This window comes from Psychrobacter sp. CAL346-MNA-CIBAN-0220, from assembly GCF_040309805.1.
Lineage (GTDB): Bacteria > Pseudomonadota > Gammaproteobacteria > Pseudomonadales > Moraxellaceae > Psychrobacter.
On sequence record NZ_JBEOPF010000375.1, the window covers coordinates 1 to 264 of the forward strand.

The 264-nt window shown below is 38.3% G+C and carries 1 protein-coding gene; it reads left to right on the forward strand.

The window, feature by feature from the left end; all coding sequences use genetic code 11:
• Positions 1–13: 13 nt before the first annotated feature.
• Positions 14–264 (forward strand): hypothetical protein (locus tag AAEY88_RS14025; RefSeq protein WP_350563361.1); only part of this gene is annotated, 251 nt, incomplete at its 3' end.

Sequence of the window (264 nt, forward strand, 5' to 3'; positions counted from 1 at the left end):
ATATGATAGCGAAATGTACGATGCTCAAAATAATAAATGGCTACGTGAAGTTGAAGCGCCTTTTAAGCCAGAGCCATCTATGCAAGAAGCCTTTAAGGTTTTTAGCAAAATAATAAGTGCAAGTACTGATAAAGAAAGCGGTATGGTTACCGTGTCGGTAGAGCATGTATCTCCTAGTGTTGCGCAGCAATGGGTTAGTTGGCTGATTGAAGATATAAATAAAAGCATGAAAGAACGAGATGTTTTAGAGGCAGTAAAAAGTAC